The organism is Azospirillum formosense (assembly GCF_040500525.1).
GTDB lineage: Bacteria > Pseudomonadota > Alphaproteobacteria > Azospirillales > Azospirillaceae > Azospirillum > Azospirillum formosense_A.
On record NZ_CP159403.1, the window covers coordinates 1485140 to 1506263 of the forward strand.

The window sequence follows — 21124 nt, forward strand, 5'->3', positions numbered from 1 at the left end:
CCAAAAAGGATATCTAAGCCCATGTAAGACCACAGGAGCCGTGGTAAGGTCAAACGATGATTGACCAATCCGACATACTGGCGGCCCTGCGCTGGCACGTCGACATCGGGTGCGACGAAGCCATCGGGGACGAGCCCCTGGACTGGGCGACGCTGGCCGCCCGGCCGGCGGTGGCGCGCGCGCCGGCGGGCGCGTCCGCGCTGCCGCCCGCCGCGGCGCGCCCCACCCCGGCGCCGGCGCCACGGTCGGCGTTCGGGGGGCCCTCCGGCGCGTCGATGTTCGGCGCGCCCATGGCGGCGGACCTGCCGCTGGGCGCCAGCGAGGCCGGGGCGAGCGCCCGCGCCCGCGCCGCCGAGGCGCGCAGCCTGGAGGATCTGGAGTCGGCCCTTCGCGCCTTCGACGGCTGCCCGCTGAAGGCGACGGCGATGAACACGGTCTTCGCGGACGGCAACCCCTCCGCGGACATCATGCTGATCGGCGAGGCGCCGGGCGAGGACGAGGACCGGCAGGGCAAGCCCTTCGTCGGGGTCAGCGGCAAGCTGCTCGACCGCATGCTGGCCCAGGTTGGGCTCGACCGCAGCAAAGTCTACATCAGCAACATCCTGCCTTGGCGCCCGCCCGGCAACCGGTCGCCGACCCAGGCGGAGATCGCCGCCTGCCTGCCCTTTCTGGAGCGGCACGTCGAGCTGATCGGGCCGAAGGTCCTGGTGCCGCTGGGCGGAACCTCCGCCAAGACGCTGCTCAACCGGACGGAGGGCATCACCCGTCTGCGCGGCCGCTGGTTCGACTACGCCTCCCCCGGCCTGCCCAGCCCGGTGCCGGTCCTGCCGATGCTTCACCCGGCCTATCTGCTGCGCAATCCCATCGCCAAGCGCGAGGCGTGGCGCGACCTGCTGACCCTGCGCCAGCGCTTTCCAGAGAAACCTTAAAAGCGCGGCCCTTAGAAAGGCGGCTTTCTGCCCCCTCCCTAACCCTCCCCCTCTTCGAGGTGGAGGGGACGGACGTCGCTTCGCCTAAGGCACCCTCTCCCTCGCAGAGGGGGAGGGCCGGGGTGGGGCACGCCTTCGCGATGGTTAACACCGCCGATTTCCTAAAATGCTTCTCTTATTGCGCCTTTTCTTGCGCGGTCGTTCGAACATTCGACATCCATAGACATTCCAAACATTACCCAAGTACTTCGAAAGATCGGATTGGTTTACCAAGTCTCCGCTATGCCGTTGCGCCAATCGGCACAGAAAGGCCCATGACCTTGCGCCAAATGGGTCTTCCCACCGGGCTAGGGCCATTTTTCCGCCCCCACTAAGTTGCTGAAAACCCTTGCGAACAGACGGCCTCGACCGCTGTTGGGGAATCATCTTCTTGCGATTCCCGTTCACTGCGGTTATTCGAATACCATGTTCCGGATATTGTGCAGCGCAGCAAACACCGTCTCGCTGCGGCGGAAGGTCCTGGGAATGGCGGGGGTGGCGCTGGCGCTGTGCGCAGCACCCGACCCGACGGGCGGCTATCGCCCGGCCCAGGCCGGCCTTGTGATCCACGCGCCGGATGGGCGCCCCGTCGTCCCGCCGGGATTTGATCGTGCCGAGCAGAACCTGCTCCTGGCGACGGATGCCGACGCGCGCGCCGTGCAGCTGACCGAAGAGGACGCCCGCCATTACCGGCGCATCTTCGCCCTTCAGGAACGGGGGGAGTGGGAGGGCGCCGACTGGGAAATCCGCCTGCTGCGCGACCGCCGCCTGATGGGCCACGTGCTGCGCCAGCGCTACCTGCACCCCGACCGCAAGGCCAGCTACGACGAGCTGGCCGGCTGGCTCCAGCGTTACGGCGACCTGCCGGGCGCCGAGCGCATCCACGCCCTGGCCCAGCGCCGCGCCCCCGCCGGCCAGCAACGCGCCCTGAAGCCGCCGCGCGGCGGCGACGGCGAACGGCTGACCGGCTCGCTGGAGCGGCTGGGCGGCCTGCGCCCCGAGCCGCTGCCGGAAACCGTCTCCGACGAGGATCCGTCGGACCCGGACAAGAACGCGGAGGCGGCCGAGGACAAGGCCAAGCTCACCGTCGCCCCGCGCAGCCGCACCGCCAGCCGCAGCAACGCCACCACCCCGTCCCGCGTGACCGACCTGCTGCGCGCCGGCAAGCCCGGAGCGGCGCTCGCCCTGCTCAACCAGGACGACTTCGGGCGCAACCTCGACCCGGTGCAGTACGACCAGGCGCGGGCGCGCATCGCCGCCTCGCTCTATTATTCCGGCGACGTGACGCAGGCGCTGTCACTGGCCTCGGCCAGCGCCGCCCGTTCCGGCCCGGCGCTGACGGAGGCGCATTGGATCGCCGGCCTCGCCGCCTGGCGGCTGAAGCAGTACGACCGCGCCGCCCGCCACTTCACCAACCTGGCCGAGGCTGGACCGCGATCGCCCTGGCTGGCCTCCGCCGCCGATTTCTGGGCCGCCCGCGCCCACGCCCGCCGGGGCCGCGAGGAGCAGGCCCGCGCCCATCTGGCCGCCGCGGCGCGCTACCCGCACACTTTCTATGGGCTTCTCGCCCACCGCAAGCTGGGCGGCTCTGGCGACCTCAATTGGCGCACGCCGGAGCTGACCGGGGACCATCTGAAGGCGCTGGCCTCCCTGCCCGGCGGCACCCGCGCCATCGCCCTGATCCAGGCCGGCCAGCGCGAGGCGGCGGAGCTGGAGCTGCGCCGCATCCACCCGCGCGGCGACGCGCTGGCCGAGCAGGCGCTGGTCGCGCTGGCCGACCGCGCCGGATTGCCGGGGCTGGCGCTTCAGGTCGGCAACGCGGTGGCCGGTCCGGACGGCGCGCCCTACACGGCGGCCCTCTACCCGGTGCCGCACTGGAAGCCGCGCGACGGCTTCGCCGTGGACCGCGCGCTGGTCTTCGCGGTGATGCGGCAGGAATCGCGCTTCGACCCGAAGCTGGTCAGCTCCGCCGGGGCCACCGGTCTGATGCAGATCATGCCCGCCACCGCCCAGCACGTGCAGGAGCGCAACGCCGACATCGGCGAGGCCGACGCCGCCCGCGCCGGCCTGTTCGACCCCTCCACCAACATGGAGCTGGGGCAGCGCTACATGGCGGAGCTTCTGAACAGCCAGGACATCGGCAACAACCTGTTCCTGCTGGCCGCCGCCTACAACGCCGGCCCCGGCACGCTGGCGCGCTGGCGCCGCGAGCTGTCGGACATCGGCAACGACCCGCTGCTCTTCATCGAGAGCCTGCCCTACGCCGAGACGCGGAACTACGTCGAGAAGGTCGTCGCCAACTTCTGGATCTACCGGCTGCGGCTGGGCCAGGAGATCGAATCGCTGGACGCCGTTGCGGCGGGCGGCTGGCCGGTCTATATGCCGGTGGACGTCTTCCCGGCGGCCCGGTCCACCCAGGTCGCGCAACACGCCGAAGCCCCCTGACCGAAGCCCGACCATGCCGAAGATCGACGAATCGCGCCCGTTCCTGCCCGTCAACATCGCCGTCATGACCGTGTCCGACACGCGGACGCCCGCCGACGACCGCTCGGGCGACGCCTTGGCGGAGCGGCTGGCCGGCGCCGGCCACCGGCTGGGCGCCCGCGCCATCGTGAAGGACGACGTCGCCGCCATCCGCGCGCAGGTGCAGGCCTGGATCGCCGATCCGGAGATCGACGTGGTGCTGACCACCGGCGGCACCGGCGTGACCGGCCGCGACGTGACTCCGGAGGCGGTGGAGGCCCTGTTCGACAAGGCGATCCCCGGCTTCGGGGAGCTGTTCCGCCAGCTCAGCTACGCCAAGGTCGGCACCTCGACGATCCAGAGCCGGGCGACCGCCGGCGTCGCCAACGGCACCTACATCTTCGCCCTGCCGGGCTCGCCCAGCGCCTGCCGCGACGCCTGGGACGACATCCTCGTCTTCCAGCTCGACAACCGGCACCGCCCCTGCAACCTCGTCGAACTGATGCCGCGCCTGCGCGAGCATCAGGTGTGACCGGCACCTCAGAATCGACCGGCACCGCCGGCCTTCACGGCGCCCTGACGCGGCTGCCCGCCTTCGCCGGCTTGCCGCAGGGCGCGCTGGAACCGATGCCGCGCCGGGGCGTGGCCCACGACCATGTGCGGCTGTCGGGAAGGGGCCTGGTCGCCCGCGTCCCGCGCTGGAGCCAGCTCGGGCTCGACCCCTTCGCCAATCTGGAGCAGCAGGCCACCGCCTTCCGCCGCGCCGCCCCCGGCGGCCACACGCCGGAGCTGGCCGCCGTCCTGCCGCCGGGGCCGGGGCTGCCCATGGGCGCGCTGGTGGTGACGGAGATTGTCGGCCGGCCGCCGCGCCTGCCGGACGATATGCCGGCCATCGCGCGGGCGCTCGCCGCCCTGCACGCCCTGCCCCTGCCGCCGGACGGTGAGCGCGCTCCCCTGCCCGCACCCGCCGACCCGGTGGCGGCGACGCTGGCCCAGGTGGAGCGGCAGGCGGTATGGTTCGAGCGGGCCGGGCTGGCGCCGGACGCCCTGGACCTGCTTGCCGCCGAACTGGACGCCGCCCGCGCCTTCCGCTGCGCGGCGCCCATCCCCATCACCCTGGTCGGCAGCGACGTCCACCCCGGCAATTTCCTGATCGACGCCGCCGGCAAGGCGTGGTTCACCGACCTGGAGAAGGCCCAGTACGGCCACCCGGCCATCGACCTCGCCCACGCCAGCCTCTACACCTCCACCAAATGGGAGCGGGAGGTCGCGGCGGTGCTGGCCCCGGAGGAGGTCGCGGCGTTCCACGCCGCCTGGGAGGCCGCGGTGCCGCCCGCGCTGGCCGGGGCAGTGCGCCCGTGGCGCCTGCCCTTGCGCCGGCTGACCTGGCTGCGCACCTTGTCCTGGATGGCCCGCTGGCGGGTGGAGGGCACCGCCCTGTCGCCGGACATGCCGGAGTCGCTGGCCGCCCACATGGACGGCCACGCGATCGACGTTCTCCGTCCGGAGGTCATCGGGCGGGTCGCCGCGGAATGGCGTTGAAGGCGAAGGGCGGCCGAGACATGCGATGGATCGGCCCGCAGCGTGGTTAACCCTTGCCTGCGGTTGGTGTTAGACTGAGGAATCGAGTTTCAGGCTTTCCTGATCCAGACTCCGTAGGCGTGCAGGTGGACGCGGCATGATGACATTCCGATTTGAGCGGGCCCGGTTTGGTCGGACGGCGCTCGCGGCCTTGCTCCTCTCCACGGCGGGCCTTCTGCCGGCCGGCAACGCCGCCGCCGCGGCCCCGGCGGCGACGGAACGTCCGTCGCTGACCTCGGCGACCGGCAGCTATCTGGCCGGACGCTTCGCCCAGCGCCAGGACGACTGGGCCGCCGCCGCCCTGTTCATGGCCCACGCCCTGTCCGCCGACCCCGGCGACCTGACGCTGCTGCGCCGGACCTACCTTCTGAAGCTCGGCGAGGGGCAGTTCGACGCCGCCATCGACCTCGCCAAGCGGCTGCTGGAGCAGGACAACGACCCGCAGATGGCCATCGCCCTGCTGGCCTCGGACAACCTGGCCCGCGGCAAGCTGAAGGAGGCCAAGGCCATGGCCGCGCGCATGCCCAAGGAGGGCATGGCGAAGTACATCGGCCCGCTGATCGACGCCTGGCTGGCCGCCGCGGAGGGCAAGACCGACGCGGCGCTGAAGGCGCTGGAACCGCTGTCCGCCGCCAGCGGCTTCGCCGCCCTGCACGATCTGCACGCCGGTCTGGTGCTGGAGCTGGGCGGGCGCAAGGACGCCGCCGCGGAGCGCTTCGCCCGCGTGCTGGACAAGGAGGCGCCGCTGCGCGTCATCCAGATCGTCGGCAGCTTCTACGAACGCACCGGCCGCAAGGACGAGGCGCGCAAGCTCTACGACGCCTTCCGCGCCAGCAACCCCGACAGCCTGATGGTCGAGCCGGCGCTGAAGGCGCTGGACGAGGGCCGGGCCGCCGCCCCGGTGGTGGCCGACGCCAAGCAGGGGCTGGCGGAAGCCCTGTTCGACCTGGGCAGCGCCATCCACCACGAGGGGGCGGAGGAGACCGCCCTGCTGTTCGGGCGGATCGCCCTGCACCTGCGCCCCGACCTGTCGCTGGCGCGGCTGATGATCGGCGACATCATGGAGAACCGCGACCACCACGCCGACGCGCTGGTCGAGTTCCAGGCGCTGGAGAAGGATCCGGTTCTGGGCTGGACCGCCCGGCTGCGGGCCGCCGAGAGCCTCGCCCGGCTGGAGCGCACCGACGACGCCATCGCCGCCTTCTCCGCCCTGTCCGCCGAGCGTCCCGAGCGGACGGACGCGCTGATCCGGCTGGGCGACCTGTACCGCGTCGCCAAGCGCTACGGCGAGGCCGCCGACAGCTACAGCAAGGCGCTGGAGCGCATCGGCACGCCGGAGGAGCGGCATTGGGCGGTGCTCTACGCCCGCGCCATGTCCTACGACAAGATCGACCGCTGGCCGGACGCCGAGCGCGACCTGCGGGCGGCGCTGGCGCTGAAGCCGGACGAGGCCTTCCTGCTGAACTATCTGGGCTACAGCTACGTCGACCGCGGGCTGAACCTGGAGGAGGCCAAGGGGATGATCGAGAAGGCCGTCGCCCTGCGCCCCAAGGACGGCTACATCGTCGACAGCCTGGGCTGGGCGCTCTACCGCACCGGCGATTTCGAGGGAGCGGTGGAGAAGCTGGAGCGCGCGGTGGAGCTGAAGCCGACCGACGCCACCATCAACGATCATCTGGGCGACGCCTACTGGCGCGTCGGGCGCCGCAACGAGGCCCGCTTCCAATGGACCCGCGCGCTCCGCACCGCGGAGGAGGAGCCGCAGAAGGAGGACATCCGGGCCAAGCTGGACAAGGGCCTGGTGGACCCCAAGGCCGCCGAGGCGGCGGCCCCGAAGGTCCAGTAACGCCGGCCGCCCCGCTCCTCCTCCCTTCGTCGTGAAGGGACTGGCGCGGGGCGGTAAATGTTCACTTTACGTTCCGTTTCGCCGCGGTTATCCTGCCGCCATGGACGAGATTCCGCGGCAGGCCCTGAAAGGACGGGGAGCGATCAGCAACCTGACCTCCCGCTACGAGCGGGAGACGCGGGTGCTGGCCGATGACGGCTGGGGCGGGAACGACGCGGTGACGGAAACCGTCCCGACCCAGGTCTTCGACGACGGCGCCCGCTCGGTCCTGTCGAAGAACACGTCGCCCGACGTGATCTTCGAGCGGTCGGTGAACCCCTACCGGGGGTGCGAGCACGCCTGCATCTACTGCTTCGCCCGCCCGACCCACGCCTATCTCGGCCTGTCGCCGGGGCTGGATTTCGAGACGAAGATCTTCCGCAAGGCGAGGGCGGCCGAGCTTCTCGCGGCGGAGCTTCGCGCCAGGTCCTACCGCTGCCAGCCGCTGGCGCTCGGTGCCAACACCGATCCCTACCAGCCCATCGAGCGGGAGCAGCGCATCACCCGCGCCGTGCTGGAGGTCTGCCGCGACTTCAACCAGCCGGTGATGATCATCACCAAGTCGGCGCTGGTCCTGCGCGACCTCGACATCCTGGCGCCGATGGCGGCCAAGGGTCTGGTCAACGTCGCGCTGTCGGTCACCACGCTCGACCGCGACCTCGCCCGCCGGATGGAGCCGCGGGCCAGCACGCCGCAGCGGCGCCTCGCCGCCATGCGCGACCTGACGGCGGCCGGCGTGCCGGTGGCGGTGCTGGCCAGCCCGATGATCCCGGCGCTCAACGACCACGAACTGGAAGCGATCCTGACCGCGGCGGCGGAGGCCGGGGCGACTCAGGCCAACTACATCCTCCTGCGCCTGCCGCTGGAGATCAAGGACCTGTTCGAGGAATGGCTGCGCGAGCACGCGCCCAACCGCGCCGAGCGGGTGCTCAGCCTGATCCGCCAGTGCCGCGAGGGGGAATTGTACCAATCCCAATTCGGCAGCCGCATGAAGGGCTCCGGCCCGGTGGCGGAGCTGCTGGCGAAGCGGTTCAAGCTGGCCTGCAAGCGCCTCGGCCTCAACGCCCGCGACGCCGCCCTCAACTGCGCCGACTTCCAGCCCCCGCCGGCCCGCGGCGACCAATTGACGATGTTCTGATCGGGCGGTTCCGCGCGGGAACGATCCGGGGCCCGCTCCGCGTTGATCGGCCGGCCATCCCTGGGCTACCTTCCGCCGCCCGGGCACGCCCTTGCGGGCGTCGCTCATCCGGGTTGCGGTTCGACGGTCGAGGGAGACGAAGTGATGGCCACGATCGGTGAAGCCCTGGCCATCGCCTTCGCCAATCATCGCGCCGGCCGCGTGTCCGAGGCGGCCGTTCTCTACCGCCGGATCCTGGAAGCCGACCCGGCGAACCCCAACGCCGTGTACCTGCTGGGGATGGCCGAGTGGCAGGCCGGCCGGCCGGCCGCGTGCCTGCCCCTGGTCGGGCGTGCGCTTCGGCTCAATCCCGCCTGGACCGAGGCGCGCGCCAACCGGGCCGCCATCCTGGACAAGGCCGGCCGGCCCGCGGAGGCCGCCGCGGACTGGCGGCGGCTGACGCTCGCCGATCCGGGCCATCGGCAGGCCTGGCGCAACCTCGGCGACGCCTTCCAGGCCCAGGGCGATGCCGGGACCCCGCAAGCCGTTCGGGCGCTGAGCCGCGCCGCGCGCCTCGTTCCCGGCGTGGCCGAGGTTCATCACGATCTGGGGGTGGTTCTCCGCCGCGCCGGCCAGCTCGACGAGGCGGTGGACAGCCTGCGCCGCGCCATCGCGGTCAGGGCCGATCTGGCGCCCGCCCACATGAACCTGGGCAACACCCTGCTCGAACGCGGCGATGACGCCGCGGCCCGGGCCAGCCTGCGGCGCGCGCTGGCGCTCAGCCCGGCCGGCCCGGAGCACTGGTACAACGCCGGCAACGCCCTGTACGCCCACGGCGATCCGCTGGAAGCCCTGACCGCCTACCGGCGCTCGGCGCGGCTCGGGCTGGCCCTCGCCCGCCTTCGGGTGGCGGCGGTGCTGAGCGATCTGGGCCGCCTGTCCGAAGCCGAAGGCGAACTGATCGAAAGCCTGCCGGTTCCCGGCGCCGATGTGCCCCTCAGCATCGAATTGCTGACCAACGTCTTCCTGCGCGGCGACCGGCTGGCCGAAGGGCGGGCGTTCTTCACCCGGCTGGCCTCGACGCCGCTCGGCGGCGCGGCCTATCGCGGGGAATGCCTGACCGCGCTCGCCGCGCTCGACCTGCGGGACGGCGCGCCACGGGCGGCCCGCGACCGGCTGGCGGCGGTCCGCGGCGACAACGGCTGGTTCTTCACCGTGAAGTCGCTCGCCGCCTTGCGCGCGACGCTGGCCGAGCAGGGGCTCCAGCTCGTCCGCCCCGCCGCCGCTGGGGCGGACGGCGGGCACCGGCCACCGCGCGTGACGTCGTCGTCGCTGGCCACCCGTGGCCGCTTCGCCCACACCGTCCTGGAGTACATCCTGGTCCGGCTCTACGCCGAGAAATACGGCTTCTTGCTGGAGACGCCCGACTGGGTGGGCGGCGCCTTTTTCGCGCTGGACGATCCGCCGCAGAGCGGCCCGCTGCCGCCGCTGCTGTTCGCCCGCCGCACCCTCAACGATCTGGTGAGCGGCACCGCGAAGCGGGCGCCGATCGCCGACCGCGACATCCTCTCGCCCCTGTTCCTGTTCGAGCACAAGCGGGAGTACCGGCAGCGGGTCCAGTCCTGGCTGAGGCCGCGCCGGGTCTGGGAGCCGCAGCTCGCCCCGGCGGTCGAGCGGTTGCGGGCGGCGGGAAACACGGTGGTCGCGCTCCACATCCGGCGGGGCGACTTCGTGACGTCCAATTATCCGATCACCGAGACCGCCTGGTACGTCGACTGGCTGCGCGGCTGGTGGCCGCGCCTCGACCGGCCGGTGCTCTATGTGGCCAGCGACGACGTCGCGGCGGTCCGCCACGCCTTCGCGGAGTTCCATCCCCTGACGCGGGCCGACGTCGTGGAGGAATGGGCCGGGTTGGACTTCCTTCAGGACTTCCATGTGCTGATGAACGCCGACGTGGTCGGCACCAGCGCCGCCAGCGGCTTCAGCGCGCTGGCCGCCCGTCTCAACACCCGCGCCCGCCTGTTCGTCGAGCCGGACGTCGCCGCCCGCCGCATCCGGCCCTTCGAACCCTGGACTCCCTGACGTTTCCGTCCTGAGATTTACGTCCCGACGCCCTGCGCGTCGGGTTCCGGGCGGGACCGCGCGAGGGCCTGGAGAGCGGCGCGGACGCGGCCGACGACGGGCGCCCAGTCGCCGCGCCGGTCCTGGCGGAACAGGCGCATGGTCGGGTACCACGGCGTGCACATCCCCTGGTCCAGCCAGCGCCAGTCGGGGGCGAAGGGCAGCACCGTCCAGACCGGGCGGCCAAGCGCTCCGGCCAGATGGGCCGGCCCCGTGCAGGAGCTGATGACGAGGTCGAGGTTTTCCATGATCGCCGCAGTGTCGGCGAAGTCCGAAATCTCATCGCCGAGGTCGGTGAAGGACGGCGGCAGCGGCCCGCACGTCTCCAGATCCTGCCGCCCCGCCCCCTTCTGCAGGCCGAAGACCGTGACGCCCGGAACGTCCAGCAGCGGAAGGAACGCCTTCAGGCGCGGCGAACGGATGCGGTCGGCCTTGAAGCCGGGGTTTCCCGCCCACACCAGCCCCACCCGCAGCCCCGTCCGCCGACCGGTCGGCGACCCCATGCGTTCCGCCCAGCGCGTCACCAGGTCCGGCTCGGCGCGCAGGTAGGGAACCTCGGCGGGGATGGTGTAGAGCATGGTGCCGAGCCGGTGCGGCAGGCTGGCCAGGGCGTCGTGCGCGTCGTGCGGTGGCGGCGGGGCGAACCGGCTGACCACGCCCTCGATGCCCGGCATGGCGGAGAGCAGGCGGACGAGCTGGCTGTTGCACTCGATGAGGACGCGCACGCCCCGCGCCTGGAGCTGCGGGGCGAAGCGGGCGAACATGATGGTGTCGCCCACCCCCTGCTCGTCATGGACCAGCAGGGTCCGGCCGGTGAGGTCGGAACCGTCCCAGGCGGGCGAGGCGAAGCTGCGCCGGGGCGACGGGAAGTCGGCCATGCGCGACCGCCATTCGTACTCGGCGAACCCCTCCTCCAGCTCGCCCTTGATCAGCAGCCCGAAGCTCAGCGCGGTGTGTGCCTCCGCCAGGGACGGGTCGAGCCGGACCGCGGTCCGCGCCAGGGCGATCATCTCGTCGACGCGCATCAGATCGCGGGCCGCCAGCGCGAGGTTGAGGTGGGTGTGCGCCGCGCCCGGCTGCAGCGCGATGGATTGCCGGAAGCAGGCCGCCGCCTCGTCGAGCCGCCCCAGGTCCTGAAGCGTGACGCCCAGGTTGTTGAGGACGCCGGGATCGTCCGGCGCGAAGCCGAGCGCGCAGCGGTAGTGGCGCACCGCCTCCTCGGCCCGGCCGAGACGGCGAAGCGCCATCCCCAGGTTGGCGTAGGCGGCGACCGACGAGGGCGCCATCCCGAGGAGCACCATCAGTTCCTCGATCGCCTCCTCGGCGCGGCCGCCCAGGATGAGCGCCTGCGCGAGCATCAGCCGCTGGTCGGTCAGCCGCGGCTTGAGGTGGAGCAGCCGGCGCAGAGCGGTCGCGGCGTCGCCGTGCCGGCCCTGGTCCGACAGCACGTTGGCGAAGTTGTTGAGCGCGTCGCCGGAGCCGGGGTCGAGCGCCAGGGCCCGGTGGCAGGCCGCCGCGGCCTCGTCGCGCCGGCTGAGCCGACGCAGCGCGCTGGCGAGGTTGGAGAAGCAGGCCGCGTTGTCGGGGGCGGAGCGGAGGGCCTGCCTCATCCACTCCACGGCCTCGCCCGGCCTGCCGCCCTGAAGCGCCAGCGCGCCCAGCAGATGCAGGGCGTCGGGGTGATGGGGGTGGTCGGCGAGGACCCGCCGGTAGGCGCCTTCCGCCTCGGCCAGCCGGCCGGCCCCGTGATGGGCGAGACCCGTCGCGACGAGCGTGGCCGGGTCGGGTCGATCAAGGGTGGCTTTGGTCGGGAAGGCCATGCGTCCGTGCTGTGTCAATGCGCTCTGGGCGAGGGGCCGGGCCGTCGGTCGGATGGGCAGCGGACCGACGGGCGGCAGAATAGCAGAACGCGGACGCCGATCCACAGCGCGCGCCGCCGGCGCCGGCCGCTCGATTCCGCTGGAACGCGCCGCGCGCTTGTCGCACCTTCCCGAGGGGCGGGGACCGCCCGCCGACGGGCAGCGACGGGAACGATGAGGATGGGAGGGTGCCGAGACAGCCGCGATCATCGGGGGCACGACTCCGATCGTCGCCAGCGGTTCCCGGCGCCCGGCGACCCGGCCGCCTCGACGTGTGCGCCATGACGGCCGACGTCGCGGCGGCGGTGCGGAGCTTCGCCGCCGCGCTGGCCCATCATCAGGCCGGGCGGCTCGACGCCGCCGAGGCGGCCTACCGGGCGATCCTGCGCGACGACCCCGGGCACGCCCACGCCAACAACAATCTGGCCATCCTGCTGCGCACCGCCGGGCGGCGGGACGAGGCGGTCGCCTTGTACCGCCGGGCCGTCGCGGCGCTGCCGGACGACGCGCCGATCCGCAGCAACCTGTCCTGCGCGCTGACCGACCTCGACCGGCCGGCGGAGGCGCTGGCGGCGCTGCGCGTCGCGCTGTCCCTGAGCCCGGACTACGCCGACGCCTGGTTCAACGCCGGCAACCTCCTGAAGGCCGCCCGCCAGACCGACCGGGCGCTCGCCGCCTACCGCCGGGCGGTGCGGCTGAAGCCCGGCATGGGCGGCGCGCACAGCAACATGGCCGATCTGTTCCGGGATCGCGGGGAGTCGAGCCGCGCCGTGGAGGGATACCGGGCGGCGATCCAGGCGCAGCCCGACCTGCCGCAACCCGTCGTCAACCTCGGCGAGGCGCTGAAGGAGCAAGGGCGGATCACCGAGGCCATCGCGACCTTCCAGGGCGGGATCGAGCGTCACCCCGATCTGGCCCTGCTGCACTCCAACCTGCTGCTCGCCCTGCATTACACGCCCTGGGTGCCGCCCGAGGTCATCGCCCGCGCCCACGCGCACTGGAACGAACGGCACGCCCGGCCGCTGATGCCGCGGGACCGGCGGTTCGCCAACGACCGCGACCCGGACCGCCGGTTGCGGGTGGGCTACGTCTCGCCCGACTTCCGCGCCCATGCCTGCGCCCATTTCATCGAACCCCTGCTGCGCGCGCACGACCGCGGCGCGGTCGAGATCGTCTGCTACGCCACCTCGGACCATCACGACGCGGTGACCGACCGCCTGCGGAGCCTGGCCGACGGGTGGCGGTCGCTGGAACCCGTGGACGACGCGGCGGCCGCCGCGTTGGTCGAGCGCGACCGCATCGACATCCTGGTCGATCTGGCCGGCCACACGGCGCGCGCCCGGCCGCTGCTGTTCGCCCGCAAGCCGGCCCCGGTCCAGGTCGCGTGGCTGGGCTATCCCGACACCACCGGCATGCCGGCGATCGACCACCGCCTGACCGACGCGGTCGCCGACCCGCCGGGCCCGACCGACGCCTGGCACGCCGAGCGGCTGGTGCGCCTGCCCAGGGGGTTTCTCGCCTTCCAGCCCTTGCGCGCCGCCGCCGCGGGCGAGGAACCGCCGGCGCTGGCCAACGGCTTCGTGACCTTCGGGTCGTTCAACAACGCCGCCAAGGTGACGCCGGAGGTGCTGCGGGTCTGGTCGGCCATCCTGACGCGCCTGCCGTCCGCCCGCCTGCTTCTCAAGAGCCGCGCCTTCGACGACCCGCCGACCCGGGAGCGCTATCTCCAGCAATTCGCCGGCAACGGCGTGGACCGCGGCCGTGTCGACCTGCTCCCCACGATGGACAGCATCGACGCCCATCTGCGGGCCTATGGCCGGATCGACATCGGCCTCGACCCGTTCCCCTACAACGGGACCACCACGACCTGCGAGGCGCTGTGGATGGGGGTGCCGGTGATCACGCTGGCCGGCGGCCACCACGTCGCGCGGGTCGGCGCCAGCCTGCTGACGCACTGCGGGCTCGCCGAGCTGGTCGCCGCGGACGAGGCCGGCTACGTCGAGACGGCCGTCGCCCTGGCCCGTGACACCGCGCGCCTGGCCGCGTTGCGCGGCGGCATGCGGGAGCGGATGGAGGGGGCGCCGCTCAACGACCACCGCGGCTTCGCGGCGTCGGTCGAGACGGCCTATCGCGCCATGTGGCGGTCCTGGCTCGCGCGCGACACGGAGGAAGCGCCGCCGGAACGCTGAGCGCGGGCCTTTTCACCGACTGTTCCCTTCACCGGCCGGTGCGGCGGCGGACCTCCGCGCGCAGGGCGTCCGCCGCCCGGGCGAACACCGGTTCCCAGTCCTGGTCGGGACCCTGGCGGAACAGGCGCATCGTCGGGTACCAGGGGGTGCGGTCGCCGGAAAAGCCGTAGATCCAGTAGGGGACGTGCTGCACGAGGTTCCAGACCGGCGTGCCGATGGACCCGGCGAGGTGCGCCACCGAACTGTCGGTCATGATGACGAGGTCGAGCTGCTCCAGCATCGCCGCCGTGTCGGCGAAATCGTCCAGGTCGGGACCGAGCGGAGTTACCAGATGGCCGGCGACGCCGCTGTCGGCGAGTTCGGCCTCGGGCGGCCCTTTCTGAAGGCTGTAGAGCCGGACGCCGGGAATCTCGGCGAAGCGCAGGAAACGGGCGAGGCTGGTGGCCCGCCGGCCGTTGTCGGCGAAGGTCACCCGCCCCGACCACACGATCCCGACGCGCAGCGTGCCCGGCTCGCGCGCGCCGAGGCGGCGGGCGGCCTTCCCGCGGGACTCGTCGGGGATGGTCAGGCCGACCGGCGGCGGGATCGAGGCCAGCGTGGTGCCGAACAGGCCGGGCAGGCTCATCTGCGACGCCTCGACGTCGAAGGCCGGCGGCGGCTTCCCCGGCGGCAGGACGGCGTCGGCCCCCAATCCCGACAGCACCCGGCGCAGCTCCGGATGGCATTCGTAAAGCACCCGGCCGCCCCGCGCCTTGACCAGCGGCACGTAGCGCGCCGCCAGGATGGCGTCGCCGAACCCCTGTTCGGTGAACAGGAAAAGCGCGCGCCCGTCCAGCGGACCGCCGTTCCAGGCCCGGTCCGATGGTGGCCGGCCATGGTAGGAGGCCAGTCCGCGCCGGGCCTCGTAATCGGTGAAGCCGTGGACGTAATCGCCGATCTGGAGCCGGGCCAGCGCCCGCTCCCATCGCAGCTCGGGCGTGCTGGTCCCGCCCGCCGCCGCGCGCTCGATCATCGCGAGCGTGTCCTTGAAGCGGCCCGCCTTGCGCAAGGCCACGACGCTGTTGAAGAGATAGGCCGGGGCGTCCGGTTCGAGCCGAAGCGCTTCCGAGTGCGCGGCCAGCGCCTCGTCGAAGCGGCCGGCCTCCACCAGGGCGTTGCCGAGATTGCTCCAGATGCCGGCGGTGGCCGGAGCAACCTCCAGCCCCCGCCGGTGGCAGGCGATGGCGCCCTCCAGCTTTCCCGCGCGGCGGAGGAAATGGCCGAGCGTGCTCCAGGCGGCACCGTCACGCGGGTTGGCCGCGAGGGCGGCTTCCAGCGTGGTCGTGGCCTGTGCGTGGTCCATCCTCGTCTCCCCGGCGCGCCGTGGCCGAACGGTGAGGCCACGCCGCGAGCATAGACCCGTTTGATCGCACGGCTGTCAACCACGCGCCACCGCCGGTCAACCGGAGTCCGGCCGGTCAGTAGGACTTCGGCAGATCCAGCACATGCTCGGCGACATAGGCCAGGATCAGGTTGGTGGAGACGGGCGCCACCTGATACAGCCGGGTCTCGCGGAACTTGCGCTCCACGTCGTACTCGCTGGCGAAGCCGAAGCCGCCGTGGAACTGCAGGCAGGCGTTCGCCGCCTCCCACGAGGCCTTGGCGGCGAGGTACTTCGCCATATTGGCCTGGGCGCCGCAGGGCTCCCCGGCGTCGTAGAGGCGGCAGGCCTCGAAGCGCATCAGGTTGGCGGCCTCCACCTCGATGAAGCTCTCGGCGATGGGGAACTGCACGCCCTGGTTCTGGGCGATCGGACGGCCGAACACCTGCCGGTCGCGGGTGTAGTCGCAGACCTTGTCGACGAACCAGTAGCCGTCGCCGATGCATTCCGCCGCGATCAGCACCCGCTCGGCGTTGAGGCCGGTTAGGATGTACTTGAAGCCCTGGCCCTCCTCGCCGATCAGGTTCTCCTCGGGAATCTCCAGATTGTCGAAGAACAGCTCGTTCGTCTCATGGTTGACCATGTTGCGGATGGGCCGCACGGTCATGCCCTTGGCCATTGCCTCCTTGATGTCGACGATGAAGATCGACATGCCTTCCGACTTCTTGCGCACCTGATCGAGCGGCGTGGTGCGGGCGAGCAGGATCATCAGGTCGGAATGCTGGACGCGGGAGATCCACACCTTCTGCCCGTTGATGACGTAGCGGTCGCCCTTCTTCTCCGCCCGGGTCTTGATGCGGGTGGTGTCGGTGCCGGTGGTCGGCTCGGTGACGCCCATCGACTGGAGGCGCAGCTCGCCCGCCGCGATCTTCGGCAGGTAGCGGCGGCGCTGCTCCTCCGAACCGTGCCGGATCAGCGTGTTCATGTTGTACATCTGGCCGTGGCAGGCGCCGGAATTGCCGCCCGAGCGGTTGATCTCCTCCATGATCACGGAGGCTTCGGTCAGGCCGAGGCCCGAGCCGCCGTACTCCTCCGGGATCAGGGCGGCCATCCAGCCGGCCTTGGTCAGCGCGTCCACGAACTCCTCGGGATAGCCGCGCTCCTCGTCGATGCGGCGATGGTACTCGCTGGGGAATTCGGCGCACAGCGCGCGCACGGCGTCGCGGATCTCGTCGAAGCCCTGACCGATGCTGGTCTTCATGTCTCGTCACCCTGCTTTTCTGGTTGTGGCCGCGTTTCAGGTCTTGGGAGCGCTGCGCGCCAGGATGGCCTTCGCCCGCTCGGCGACCGGGCGGTCGACCATCCGCCCGTCCACCGACACGGCGCCGCGCCCCGCCGCCTGGGCCTCGTCCCACGCCGCGACCACCCGCCCGGCCCAGGCCACGTCGACGGCGGAGGGGACGAAGACGTCGCGGACGACGGCCAGCTGGGCCGGATGGATGCACAGCGCGCCGGTCATCCCGACGGCCCGCGCCTGCGCCACCATGGCGCGGTAGGCGTCGAGGTCGCGGAACTCGGCCAGCGAACCGGGCAGGCCGATCGCCGCGAGGCCGCGGGCGGCGGCGGCCAGCGCGATCTGGCGACACGGCAGGGCGAGCAGCGCCTCGGTCGGCTCCACCCCCAAAGTCAGCGCGAAATCCTCGCTGCCCAGCGCCAGGGCCGCCACGCGCGGAACGGCCGCGATCCCGGCCAGCCGCTCCAGCCCCAGCGGGCTCTCGATGAGGGCGACGAGGCCGATGGCGCCCGGCGTCAAGCCGCGCTCCGCCTCCCACTCGCCGATCATGGCGGACAGCACGCGCAGCGCCCCGGCGTCCTCGGCCTTGGGCACCACCAGGGCGGCCACGCCGGGACGCACCGCGGCCTCCAGGTCGGCGACGGCGTCGCGCCAGCCGCTGTTGATCCGCACGAGGACCGGCACGCCCAACCCGTGCAGCCGCTCGATCGGCGCCGGGAGCCCGCGGCGGGCGTCCGGCTTGCCGGCGGGAAGGACGGCGTCCTCGAGGTCGAGGATGAGGGCGTCCGCCCCGCGCTGGTGGGCCTTCTCCAGCAGCTTCGCGTTGTCGGCGGGAACGAAGAGATAGGATTGATGCGGCAGGGACATCAGGCGCGTCCTCCAACCGTGTCGCACGTCGCCGCCGTCATGACCGTTCGGCGTCCAGCTCGGCGGACATGGCGACGAAGCCCTCGTGGTCGGTAACCCACAGCGTGGCGCCGGTGGCGGTCGGGGCGCCGCACAGGGTCAGCGGATGGATGTCGAACAGCGGCCGCTTCGCCCGGAAGCGGAAGCCGGTCACCCGCGCCCCGGGATTCTCGCGCAAGAACAGGTCCATCAGCATGGTGGCGCTGAGCGGGCCGTGGAACACCAGCCCCGGATAGCCCTCGACGTCGCGGCAATAGTCGCGGTCGTAATGGATGCGGTGGCCGTTGAAGGTCAGGGCCGAGTAGCGGAACAGCAGAACCGGATCGGGCTGGATGCGCCGCTGCCACACCGCCTCGCCCGCCGGGCGCTCGCCGGGGGCGGCGGCCTCGCCGGGCTTGGCGGCCTCGCGGTAGACGATGTCGTGGAATTCGGTGATGGCGACGCCGGCGGCGGTGCTGATCTCGTGCCGGACCTTCACGAAGACCATCCGGCCCGACCGGCCCTCCTTCGGGGTGACCTCCTCGATGGTCGAGCGGCGGGTGATCGCCTCGCCGCTGCGGATCGGGCGGTGGAAGGTCAGGGTGTCGCCGGCCCACATGCGGCGGGGCAGTTCCACCGGCGGCAGGAAGCCGCCCTTGTGCGGGTGGCCGTCCTCGGCGATGTCGCGCTGCAGCGCCTTGGGCAGGAAATACAGCCAGTGACCCAGCGGCGGCACCTCGCCCGCCGGCCAGGGCGGGTTGTCGTGGTCGAGCATCGCCGCCAGACCGGTCAGCGCCACCGGCGCCGCGACGTCCTCGGCGCTTTCCGACCGGCCGATCCAATCGCGCAAATGGTCCATGCTCATGCTCCCCCCTTATGGTTCGACGGTTTGACGCCGGACGGCGTCGGTTCGAAGACTTCACGCCGGACGGCGTCGGTGTGCTGGCCCAGCGCCGGAACGGCGCCGGAGGCGTAGGGTCGGCCGCGCACCTGCACCGGCGGCGCCACCACCTCGACCGGTCCGCCCGGCGTCTCGGCGGTCACGCGGCGCAGCTGCGCGTGGGTGGACAGGTCCGCCACCTCGTTCAGCGAGCCGAAGGCGGTGCGCGCGCGGTTCAGCCGGCGCACCGCCTCGGCGTGGTCCATGGTCCGGAAGATGGCGGCGACGAGCGCGTCCAGCTCCGGGCGGTTGGCGACGCGGCGGTTGTTGGTCGAGAAGCGCTCGTCGGTGGCCAGTTCCGGCCGCAGCAGCACGTCGGCGCAGAAGGCCGCCCATTCGCGCTCGTTCTGGATCGACAGCACCACCTGCCGGCCGTCGGCCAGCGCGAAGGCGGAATAGGGGGCGATGCTCGGGTGCATCAACCCGACCCGCCCCGGCGCCTTGCCGCCATGGTCGTGGTGCATCAGCGGCACCATCATCCACTCCGCCAGCGAATCGAACAGGGACACGGCCACCGCCGACCCCTCGCCCGTGCGGTCGCGCTCCAGCAACGCCTGGAGGACGCCGGTGTAGGCGTTCATACCGCAGGCGATGTCGGCCACCGACACGCCGACACGGCCGGGCTGGTCCGGCGAACCGGTGATCGAGGCCAGCCCGGTCTCGCTCTGCACCAGCAGATCGTAGGCCTTCATGTCCCGGTAGGGGCCGTCGTCGCCGTAGCCGGAGATGTCGCAGGTGATCAGCCGGGGATGGCGCCGCCGCAGGGCGTCCGAGCCGAAGCCGGCCCGCTCCGCCGCGCCGGGCGCCAGATTCTGCACGAAGACGTCGGCGCGGGCGATCAGGCGCTCCAGCAGCTCGGCGTCCTCGGGCGTCTTGATGTCGAGGACGACCGATTCCTTGCCGCGGTTGAGCCACACGAAATAGGAGCTCTGCCCGTGGACGACGGCGTCATAGCCGCGGGCGAAGTCGCCCTCCGGCCGCTCGATCTTGATGACCCGCGCCCCGGCGTCAGCGAGGCGCGACGTGCAGAGCGGCGCCGCCACCGCCTGCTCCAGCGAGACGACCAGAAGCCCGGACAGAGGTCCGGACAAAGGTGAAGTCATTCTGCGAAGCCTCCGCTGTTGGCCAGGGCCGATCGTCCGTGACCGGGATGGTAAACAGCCGGACCGGCCCCGATCCAATACAGATGGGGCATGCATCGCATAACGAAGCGCTATGAGGCCGTACGAGTCTGAAGCGAATGAAAATTCGCCTTAGGAGGACGCCGCCTCCTCGCCCAGCAGGAGGGTGCCGGGCCAGTCGCCGCCGCCGACCAGATCGCGCACCACCCGCAGGAAGGTCTCGCGCACCGCCGCCGCGGCCTCGGTCACCGGGGCGCCGCGGGGCCGGCAGAGATGGACCGACCGGCGCAGCGACGGCGACACGATCAGCCGGGCGGAGATCTGGCCCGACCGCCATTCCTCCATCACCGCCGAGATCGGCAGGACCGAATAGCCCACCCCCTTGGCGACCAGCGCCTTGATCTGGGGGAGCCCGTTGATCTCCACCGCCACGGTGACGATCGTGCAGGTCTCGCGCGCCACCCGTTCGATGCGGTCGCGGAGATTGTGCGGACGGCTCGGCAGGATCAGGTCCTTGCCGGCCAGCTCGTCGAAGGCGATGGCGCCGTCACCGCCGCCCGGCGGCCCGATCAGGTAAAGATCCTCGCGGACCAGCGATTCGGCCAGCAGGGTGCGCGACCGCGTCACGTCGTAGATGCAGCCGAAATCCAGCCGGTCGTCGTTCAGCCATTCCAGGATCGTCCCGCTGAAGGACTCGACGACCCGCAGGGACACCTGCGGCAGCTCGGCGCGGACCGCCTGCACCAGTGGAACCGCCGCCACCAGCGCCACCGACGAGGTGAAGCCGACGGTCACCAGCCCGCTCGGCGTGCCCGAGCAGTTGCGCACCTGCTCGGTCGCCTGGGCGACGTGGCGCAGGATGATCTCCGCATGCTCGTACAGCCGGGTGCCGGCGGCGGTCGGCTTGACCCCATGGACGCCGCGCGTCAGCAGCTTGACTCCGAGGCCCGCCTCCAGGTTGCGGATGTTGTGGCTCAGGGCCGGCTGGGCGACGTTCAGCTTCTGAGCCGCGGCCGTGAAGGAGCCTTCATCGACGATGCCGATGAAATACCGCAACTGACGCAGATCCAACGCTCACCTTCCTTTGCCTACCCTTTGCCCGCTGGGGCCCCTTTACCCGCCGGGGCGATGAGCCCCCGGCGTCGCGCAATCATGTCGGTGCGCCGCAAGCGGATCAAGACGAGTGGATGAGGAAGCGCCGGGCAAACCCGGTTCAACCGTCCGCAGGGCCGCTCCGTTCCATTGATCCGCTTCATAACCCTTATCGGGGACCGGCGGGTAATCGGCGGAGCGGCCCGGCCTAGTTTTTCCCCATCCGCACAAGCGGATGAGCCGTCCGCA

The 21124-nt window shown here is 71.9% G+C and carries 15 protein-coding genes; 8 read left to right on the plus strand and 7 right to left on the minus strand.

The genetic code is table 11. The annotated features are described in order from the left end of the window. Positions 1-56: 56 nt before the first annotated feature. The 7 genes from ABVN73_RS19905 to ABVN73_RS19935 all read left to right on the plus strand — a co-directional run bounded on the left by ABVN73_RS19905 (position 57) and on the right by ABVN73_RS19935 (position 10096). Entirely contained in the window at positions 57-929 is an 873-nt protein-coding gene (locus ABVN73_RS19905) for a uracil-DNA glycosylase (RefSeq protein WP_353859968.1), read from the plus strand. A gap of 525 nt (positions 930-1454) precedes the next feature. Next, a complete protein-coding gene (locus ABVN73_RS19910) occupies positions 1455-3413 on the plus strand; it encodes a lytic transglycosylase domain-containing protein (protein WP_353859969.1) in 1959 nt (652 codons plus the stop codon). A 13-nt stretch (positions 3414-3426) separates the two neighbouring features. Beyond that, on the plus strand, positions 3427-3963 hold the full coding sequence (gene moaB, locus ABVN73_RS19915; RefSeq protein WP_353859970.1) for a molybdenum cofactor biosynthesis protein B: 537 nt from the start codon (positions 3427-3429) through the stop codon (positions 3961-3963). Beyond that, a complete protein-coding gene (locus tag ABVN73_RS19920) occupies positions 3960-4973 on the plus strand; it encodes a phosphotransferase (protein WP_353859971.1) in 1014 nt (337 codons plus the stop codon). The genes moaB and ABVN73_RS19920 overlap by 4 nt, the downstream gene beginning before the upstream one ends. Before the next feature lie 190 nt (positions 4974-5163). Further along, the gene (locus ABVN73_RS19925) at positions 5164-6858 is read left to right on the plus strand and encodes a tetratricopeptide repeat protein (RefSeq protein ID WP_353859972.1); all 1695 of its coding nucleotides are present in this window, start codon (positions 5164-5166) and stop codon (positions 6856-6858) included. Positions 6859-6958: 100 nt separating this feature from the next. Beyond that, the gene (locus ABVN73_RS19930; protein WP_353859973.1) at positions 6959-8035 is read left to right on the plus strand and encodes a PA0069 family radical SAM protein; all 1077 of its coding nucleotides are present in this window, start codon (positions 6959-6961) and stop codon (positions 8033-8035) included. A 144-nt stretch (positions 8036-8179) separates the two neighbouring features. Continuing rightward, positions 8180-10096: a tetratricopeptide repeat protein gene (locus ABVN73_RS19935; protein ID WP_353859974.1), complete on the plus strand. Its 1917-nt coding sequence runs from the start codon at positions 8180-8182 to the stop codon at positions 10094-10096. Positions 10097-10113: 17 nt separating this feature from the next. On the opposite strand, the gene ABVN73_RS19940 is transcribed toward ABVN73_RS19935, so the two are convergent. Further along, complete coding sequence (locus ABVN73_RS19940) at positions 10114-11955, minus strand: tetratricopeptide repeat protein (RefSeq protein WP_353859975.1); 1842 nt, start codon at positions 11953-11955, stop codon at positions 10114-10116. 320 nt (positions 11956-12275) lie between these two features. Here ABVN73_RS19940 and ABVN73_RS19945 point away from each other — a divergent pair, with 320 nt between their 5' ends. Beyond that, entirely contained in the window at positions 12276-14183 is a 1908-nt protein-coding gene (locus ABVN73_RS19945) for a tetratricopeptide repeat protein (RefSeq protein ID WP_353859976.1), read from the plus strand. Positions 14184-14211: 28 nt separating this feature from the next. Here the strand turns inward: ABVN73_RS19945 and ABVN73_RS19950 are convergent, their stop codons facing one another. The 6 genes from ABVN73_RS19950 to ABVN73_RS19975 form a co-directional block, all read right to left on the minus strand. After that, positions 14212-15525, minus strand: coding sequence for a tetratricopeptide repeat protein (locus ABVN73_RS19950; protein ID WP_353859977.1), 1314 nt, complete (start codon positions 15523-15525; stop codon positions 14212-14214). A gap of 115 nt (positions 15526-15640) precedes the next feature. Continuing rightward, on the minus strand, positions 15641-16804 hold the full coding sequence (locus ABVN73_RS19955) for an acyl-CoA dehydrogenase family protein (protein WP_353859978.1): 1164 nt from the start codon (positions 16802-16804) through the stop codon (positions 15641-15643). A 36-nt stretch (positions 16805-16840) separates the two neighbouring features. Further along, positions 16841-17704 carry a CoA ester lyase gene (locus tag ABVN73_RS19960; protein WP_353859979.1) on the minus strand — a complete coding sequence of 288 codons (864 nt, stop codon included), beginning with the start codon at positions 17702-17704 and terminating at the stop codon, positions 16841-16843. 37 nt (positions 17705-17741) lie between these two features. Then, on the minus strand, positions 17742-18581 hold the full coding sequence (locus ABVN73_RS19965) for a MaoC family dehydratase N-terminal domain-containing protein (protein ID WP_353860830.1): 840 nt from the start codon (positions 18579-18581) through the stop codon (positions 17742-17744). Between the two features lie 2 nt (positions 18582-18583). Next, the gene (locus ABVN73_RS19970) at positions 18584-19765 is read right to left on the minus strand and encodes a CaiB/BaiF CoA-transferase family protein (protein WP_353859980.1); all 1182 of its coding nucleotides are present in this window, start codon (positions 19763-19765) and stop codon (positions 18584-18586) included. Between the two features lie 150 nt (positions 19766-19915). Beyond that, a complete protein-coding gene (locus tag ABVN73_RS19975; RefSeq protein WP_353859981.1) occupies positions 19916-20854 on the minus strand; it encodes a LysR family transcriptional regulator in 939 nt (312 codons plus the stop codon). Between the last annotated feature and the right edge of the window lie 270 nt (positions 20855-21124).

What these genes read in the sequence shown, in the direction of transcription:
- ABVN73_RS19905 (WP_353859968.1), top strand. Translation starts at nt 57, where the DNA reads ATGATTGACCAATCCGACATACTGGCGGCCCTGCGCTGGCACGTCGAC.
- ABVN73_RS19910 (WP_353859969.1), top strand. Translation starts at nt 1,455, where the DNA reads ATGGCGGGGGTGGCGCTGGCGCTGTGCGCAGCACCCGACCCGACGGGC.
- moaB (WP_353859970.1), top strand. Translation starts at nt 3,427, where the DNA reads ATGCCGAAGATCGACGAATCGCGCCCGTTCCTGCCCGTCAACATCGCC.
- ABVN73_RS19930 (WP_353859973.1), top strand. Translation starts at nt 6,959, where the DNA reads ATGGACGAGATTCCGCGGCAGGCCCTGAAAGGACGGGGAGCGATCAGC.
- ABVN73_RS19935 (WP_353859974.1), top strand. Translation starts at nt 8,180, where the DNA reads ATGGCCACGATCGGTGAAGCCCTGGCCATCGCCTTCGCCAATCATCGC.
- ABVN73_RS19940 (WP_353859975.1), bottom strand. Translation starts at nt 11,955, where the DNA reads ATGGCCTTCCCGACCAAAGCCACCCTTGATCGACCCGACCCGGCCACG.
- ABVN73_RS19945 (WP_353859976.1), top strand. Translation starts at nt 12,276, where the DNA reads ATGACGGCCGACGTCGCGGCGGCGGTGCGGAGCTTCGCCGCCGCGCTG.
- ABVN73_RS19950 (WP_353859977.1), bottom strand. Translation starts at nt 15,525, where the DNA reads ATGGACCACGCACAGGCCACGACCACGCTGGAAGCCGCCCTCGCGGCC.
- ABVN73_RS19955 (WP_353859978.1), bottom strand. Translation starts at nt 16,804, where the DNA reads ATGAAGACCAGCATCGGTCAGGGCTTCGACGAGATCCGCGACGCCGTG.
- ABVN73_RS19960 (WP_353859979.1), bottom strand. Translation starts at nt 17,704, where the DNA reads ATGTCCCTGCCGCATCAATCCTATCTCTTCGTTCCCGCCGACAACGCG.
- ABVN73_RS19965 (WP_353860830.1), bottom strand. Translation starts at nt 18,581, where the DNA reads ATGGACCATTTGCGCGATTGGATCGGCCGGTCGGAAAGCGCCGAGGAC.
- ABVN73_RS19970 (WP_353859980.1), bottom strand. Translation starts at nt 19,765, where the DNA reads ATGACTTCACCTTTGTCCGGACCTCTGTCCGGGCTTCTGGTCGTCTCG.